This is a genomic window from Oleiphilus sp. HI0117 (genome assembly GCF_001635235.1).
The window spans coordinates 1-6,396 of sequence record NZ_LWGA01000744.1 but is presented as its reverse complement, the minus strand read 5'-3'; the positions used below and the strand labels follow the sequence as shown (position 1 = coordinate 6,396).

Below are 6,396 nucleotides of genomic sequence, written 5' to 3'. Positions count from 1 at the left end.
TTGGAAATTGGGACAGAGCCAGGCCAGCACATAATCATTCAGTACACCCAAGCAATGCTTTATTTTGCACAGGGCAAATATGTCGATGCTATCGAATGCTTGGATGATGCATGGCATACCTATCAGCACAAACGAGACTCCATCGTTTTCACTCCACCAAGTATCATCGCACTAAAGGCTCGCTGCCTTTTATCAATGGGGATGATAGAGAAAGCTCAATTTGTGATAAATGAACTAAACGAAGAAAGCATTAATGCTGTCCCCTTAAACTATGAGGATATTAACCTAACAAAAGCACGGATTTTTGCGGCGCAAAGTAATTATAAACTTGCATTGGAAGTAATTAACCGTCTTGCTGAACAGACTCGTTCTAAGCACCATGTATACAACCTGATTCAAGTATTGAACCTTTCTGCCTCAATCTACCATAGCCTCCACAACTCAAAAGAAGCCGAAGAAGCAATTAAAGAATCATTACATCTCGCATCACAGGACGGCTTCATCTCTGTTTACACCAATGAGGCTGTTGAGCTTCTTCCGGTTCTAGCACTGGGTGCTGATCCCAGCATACCTGACAGCTATTTGCAGAAATTGAGCGCAACATTAGGATTAAGCAATGAGACCAAGCCTGTTCAACAAGATGAACTGCCTGGCGCAGCAGCATTGGAGAGCAATAAGCAATTGCTAGAACCTCTTAGCTCGCGCGAACTTGAAGTGCTCGGCCTGATTGATCAGGGCTTAGCAAACAAAGAGATCGCTCAGAAGCTAAGCCTCGCACCGGCCACCGTCAAAGCACATATTCGCAACCTATATGGAAAGATAGAAGCAAAGAGTCGTACAGAGGCTTTATCAAAAGCACGAAGCATTGGTCTGATCTAATATACGAGATCATAAAGTGTGATGCGCATCACACTTTATATCACTTAAGCCTAGGCGTAAGCCTTATGGACGATCTAATTAAGCCTGACTAAGCCCTATTATAAACTCATCGAAACAAGCAGTACTAAGTAAAAACTTCAGGCCTTTTACTTAGCGATGTTTGCGTCTTTCAGGTATTAGTTTTCCGATCAGGGCTTCCCTACAAGGCCCGACTTGTGAACGCGGCGAGATGATAGTTCGGCATCATCCGCCGCTTTTTTTTGCCTAAATTTTATAGATTCAGCAGGTTTGCTTAGCCAAACTGTCGACGGTATGGCGGCAATGAATTGATCAAGAGATTACCGTAACGACGGGTGAGCAGCCGATTATCAAGAATCGTCACCTGGCCGGTGTCTTTCTCCGTCCGAATCAAACGACCACAAGCTTGAATCAACTTAAGGCTGGCATCTGGCACGGTCACTTCCATAAACGGGTTTCGACCTTGCGCCTCGAGCCACTCACTAATGCTTTGCTCTAAAGGGTCGTTAGGCACAGAAAACGGTATTTTGGCAATAACAACATGCGTAAGGTAATTGCCTGGCAAATCAATCCCTTCAGCGAGGGAAGCCAAGCCAAACAAAATACTTCGCTTTGAAGAATCTATAAGCGCTTTATGTTTGTTTACCAGCTCCTGCTTTGAGTATTCGTCTTGGGTCATAATATCTTTGCGTAAGACCGGGTCTATTTGATAAAGCACGTCATTCATTTGCTTTCTAGAGCTGAATAAAACTAATACAGCTTGATCATCACCAATCCAGTTTGCCAGATTTGAGGATATTTCCTGAGTGTGCTGTTCAGGGTCTGAAGCTGACGATGTCATTGGAGGAATTACCAGCTTGGCAACTTGATTAAAGTCAAACGGGCTTTGCACTCGATGATAAACACTATCAGCGGGTAAACCTGCTTTGTGAGCAAGTCGGTCAAACTTGCCAAGCGCTGTTAATGTTGCGGAGGTTAATATTGCTGCGTAAGACTTTTTCCACAACGCTTCGTGAAGCAAGCCACCCGCGCTTAATGGGCTACCATGCAAGCTAATATCGGCAGCGTTTTCATATTCACGCAGCATTAACCAACGCGCATTCGGCGGCGCACCTTCTTTTTCAACTTTTCCGTAGAACATCCAAAGCGCGTGCAAACCTTCGGCTCTGTCACACAATGCACCAATAACAGGAAACCATTGCTCCCCTTCTTCTCGAGATAAACCGCAATCTGATTTTTCATCAACAACTTTGTTCATTTCGTTTCGAATATCGTCAAGCAAACGACATAAACTCGCAAACAAAACTTTTAGTTCTTGCGCTGCATCTAAAAGCGCTTCGGGTATAACTCCCTGTGGGAAGCGAAATCGTTTGACACTATTATTGTCTTCTTCATCCCATTGAATTTCCTGAGCAAGGTAATCATAAGTACGTGTAATCCAGTCATGTAGCTGAGTAGATACCAAGGAAATATCCTCAATATTTTTGTGAAGAAAATTACCCTGCGATAAATAAGGTGAAAGCTCCACCATTGCTTTGCTAAGCACCTTGAGCCAGTTATCGGTACTTTTAAGACCGCCTTGAACCGTAAAATGATTGAGTGCCTTATCTGCCAAATGGTGCCCTTCATCCAGTACCAAAATAGACTGCTCGGGTGCTGGCAATATAACGCCACCACCCAAAGCCAGATCTGATAACAAAAGATCATGATTAACCACGACAATGTCAGCATTGTCCCAGGTCTTTCTGCTTTCATAATAAGGGCAAGAATTAAAATAGCTGCAACGGCGCTTGCTGCACTGCTGATTATCAGTCGATAGACTGCGCCAAACTTCAGGTTCGATCACGCTTTCCCAGGTATCTTTGTCGCCATCCCAAGCTCCTGAAGCGTATTTAGATAGATACACCTCTAGCTCAGATTTATCGGTAGAAACGCTATCTTCCTGGGTTAGAAATAGCGGTAACGCAGTAGTATCGCTATTGGCATTATCAAGCTGTTGATCCAGCTTGCTCAGACAAAGGTAACGACCCCGACCTTTTGCCAGGGCATAGTTGAAATCAAGGCCGGAGTATTTCGCTAGCTCAGGTAGGTCCTTGCTCATGACCTGATCTTGCAAAGCGGTTGTAGCGGTAGAAACGATAACTTTTCTACCTTGCGCTAAAGCAAGAGGGAGCACTGAAATGCTGTAAGCAAGCGTTTTTCCAGTGCCGGTTCCTGCCTCGACAACACATACTGCTGGGTCGGACTTTCGTGCACCCTGATCATCTTCTTTAATGCTGCCTAAATATTTTGCTATCTCGGCAATCATTACTCTTTGCCCATATCGCGGGCGGAATCCTTCCCTAGAAGTAAACTTGCGATAAGTGGACTGTATGAGTTGTTTTTGACTGTCTGTAAGCATTGGTTAAATAAATAACTATTTTTTAGGCGATTAATAAGGAGAGAATAAAAATATTTCGTTTTACAAAGGCGCGTCCAGCCGCTTGCGCAATTCCTTACGGTAGTTTCTAGGCGAAACCTTCATAAGTTTCTTAAAGACGCGCGAAAAATAAAGCGCATCATCATACCCGAGTTGGTAAGCAATATCAGAAATACTTATGTTTGTTTGCTCAAGTAAAGAACATGCCTGCTCGATCTTCATGTTCGAAAAGTGTTTTAGCGGTGAAATACCAGTCAACTCACGATAGCGCCTGGAGAAGTGGTATTTGGAAACACGGCTAACATCTGCAAGATCAGCAAGACTTAGTGATTTGCCAATATTTTTTCGCATAAAATCCTGTGTCTTTTCGACACTTATACCACCATACTTTTTTGCATCTTCCATCACTGTATGTGCTGTTGAAATCAAAAGATGGCTCAAGAGGCTACTAACGTAGATATAAGAATCCAGGGTAAAACTCGAGCGAGCAATACCAATGAGCTCCCGAAAGCGAGCTAATGTCTGAACGTCATGAGCTTTAACAACTGAGGTATCAGATGCCTTAAATAAATAGCGGTAATAACTATCAGCAAGGTCACCACGAAAATGAAACCAGAAAACTGTCCAGGGTGTTTCAGGGTCAGAGCGGTATTGGTGGGCTGTTTCAGGCGGTAAAATAAACAGGTCCCCTTGGTGAATCTCCCCCTTGTAGTGACCCGTACTTAGATAACCCTGCCCTTCAGCACAATAAATAAGAATATAGTCGTCATGCGCAATTCTCTCCATCTCATGCTTTGCTGCGCTGGGGTAATAACCAATCGACGAAGCAAAGATTTGGCGAGCTATTGGATGAAGCGCGAGCTGTTGCAGAATATGCTTTGGCACACGAATTCGCGTTGCCTGCCTATCCGACAGAGGCCAGTTAGAGGGTTCGCTCATATATAACACTCAGTCAAAAAGCAATATAATCCATATCGATCGCAATTTAGTCAATGACTCTATGCATAATTGTTAGTAGAGTGGCTATCAAATATAAAACATTAGAAATATAAGTTTTACTCGTCTACGACCTTCATTAGCATTCTAAATACTGCATAAAGAATAATAAGGACTCCAATCATGCCTCATCAAGTTCCACTCTTAATCAATGGCGAATTTGTTCACAGTGAAAGCGTGCAAAAACAAAACGTTCTTAACCCCGCGACACAAGAGGTACTTGCAGAGGTCTCATTCGCCACGAAAGGCGAAATTGATCGCGCCGTTGAAGGCGCCAAAGCCGCATTCTTAGAGTGGAAAGAAACCCCTGTCAGTGAGCGCGCTCGCTTGATGCTACGTTACCAGTATTTGTTAAAGGAACATCAGCGTGAGATTGCCGAGATTCTTGCTAAAGACACGGGTAAAAATATTGAAGATGCTATGGGTGATGTATGGCGCGGTATTGAAGTTGTCGAGCATGCTTGCAACATTCCTTCCCTGTTAATGGGTGAGACTGTCGAAAATGTTGCTAAGGGCGTAGATACCTATAGCCTGACCCAGCCGCTTGGTGTGACGCTCGGTATTACCCCGTTTAACTTTCCGGCAATGATTCCGCTTTGGATGTTCCCTATGGCAACAGCCTGTGGAAACGCCATGATCCTTAAGCCCTCTGAGCAAGTTCCCTTAGCGACTGTTCGTTTATTAGAGCTATTCCAGGAAGCCGGGGCACCCAAAGGTCTGGTGCAAATGATTCATGGTGGCAAAGACCAGGTTCACCAACTTATTAAACATCCTGATATTCTGGCGACCTCATTTGTTGGTTCAGTACCTGTTGCCAAAGATGTGTATCTAACAACCACTCGCGAGATGAAGCGTGCTCAATGCTTTGCCGGTGCGAAAAATCACATGGTCGTACTTCCTGATGCCGACAAAGACACCGTCATGAACGCATTAGTCGGCGCTACGGTTGGCGCTGCCGGACAACGCTGCATGGCAATTAGCGTGATTGTTTTTGTTGGCGAAACAATCGTCTGGGCAGATGAGCTCGCTGAACGCCTAAAAGCGGTTAAGCCCGGCATTTGGGACTCACCTGATTCAGCTTATGGGCCTTTGATTAGTCCTCAGGCTGTAGAGCGTGTTTCAGGCTTGATTCAAAAAGGAATAGACCAAGGCGCAAACTGCTTGGTAGATGGTCGAGACATCGTTGTAGAAGGTTACCCGAATGGCAATTGGTTAGGCCCTACACTCTTCACTGATGTTTCGACTGAGATGGACATATACCAGGAAGAAATTTTCGGGCCAGTTGTGTCATGCATGAACGTTGAAACGCTTGAAGATGCAATCAATTTGGTTAACAGTAACCCCTACGGCAACGGTACCTCAATATTTACCCAATCTGGCGTTAGTGCACGAAAATATCAGCACGAAATAGAAGTTGGTCAAGTTGGTATTAACCTGCCCATTCCCGTTCCGCTACCTTTCTTTTCATTTACTGGTTGGAAAGGCTCGTTTATGGGGGATTTACATGCTTACGGAAAGCAGGCAGTCCGCTTTTATACTGAGACAAAAACAATTACAGCAAGCTGGAAATCATCTCCTGCGCAAGCACCCAACATGTCGATTAGCTTAAAGTAGACAGATTAATTTATAAGGCCACCTAAAGTATTATATTTTATGAATTACGACTTAAACGAAGATCAGCTCGCTTTCCAGGAAACAGCAAAACGTTTCGCAGAGACAGAACTTGCACCTCAGGCTAGTATATGGGACGCAGCCTGCGAGTTCCCGAAGCAAGCCTTTGTCGAAGCAGGTAAACTTGGGTTTATGGCCATGTACGTGCCAGAGGCTGATAAAGGTATTGGTCTGTCGCGATTAGACAGCTCCATTATTATGGAAGAACTAGCGTCCGGCTGCACCTCTACCGCTGCGTTTATTAGCATCCATAATATGGCGTTTAATATGCTTGCTCGCTACGGTCGTAAGTCACTGGTCGATCAGTGGTCAGAAGCACTAGCTTCAGGGCGTAAACTCGTCAGTTATTGCCTGACTGAACCGGGAGCCGGGTCTGACGCTGCCTCACTAACGACCAGTGGAAAACTCGAAGG

The 6,396-nt window shown here is 44.7% G+C and carries 5 protein-coding genes; 3 read left to right on the top strand and 2 right to left on the bottom strand.

Annotated elements, in window-relative coordinates; all coding sequences use genetic code 11:
* Nucleotides 1-879: helix-turn-helix transcriptional regulator (locus tag A3757_RS11610; RefSeq protein WP_231878260.1), on the top strand; the 879-nt coding region annotated here is incomplete at its 5' end.
* Between the two features lie 292 nt (nt 880-1,171).
* Here A3757_RS11610 and dinG read toward each other — a convergent pair.
* Both dinG and A3757_RS11600 read right to left on the bottom strand, forming a co-directional pair.
* Complete coding sequence (dinG, locus tag A3757_RS11605; RefSeq protein ID WP_068554182.1) at nt 1,172-3,298, bottom strand: ATP-dependent DNA helicase DinG; 2,127 nt, start codon at nt 3,296-3,298, stop codon at nt 1,172-1,174.
* Nucleotides 3,299-3,358: 60 nt separating this feature from the next.
* Nucleotides 3,359-4,255, bottom strand: a complete 897-nt coding sequence (locus A3757_RS11600; RefSeq protein ID WP_068553571.1) for an AraC family transcriptional regulator — start codon at nt 4,253-4,255, stop codon at nt 3,359-3,361.
* Nucleotides 4,256-4,435: 180 nt separating this feature from the next.
* Here A3757_RS11600 and A3757_RS11595 point away from each other — a divergent pair, with 180 nt between their 5' ends.
* Both A3757_RS11595 and A3757_RS11590 read left to right on the top strand, forming a co-directional pair.
* Nucleotides 4,436-5,926: a CoA-acylating methylmalonate-semialdehyde dehydrogenase gene (locus tag A3757_RS11595; protein WP_068553570.1), complete on the top strand. Its 1,491-nt coding sequence runs from the start codon at nt 4,436-4,438 to the stop codon at nt 5,924-5,926.
* A gap of 39 nt (nt 5,927-5,965) precedes the next feature.
* Nucleotides 5,966-6,396 (top strand): acyl-CoA dehydrogenase family protein (locus A3757_RS11590; protein ID WP_197470014.1); only part of this gene is annotated, 431 nt, incomplete at its 3' end.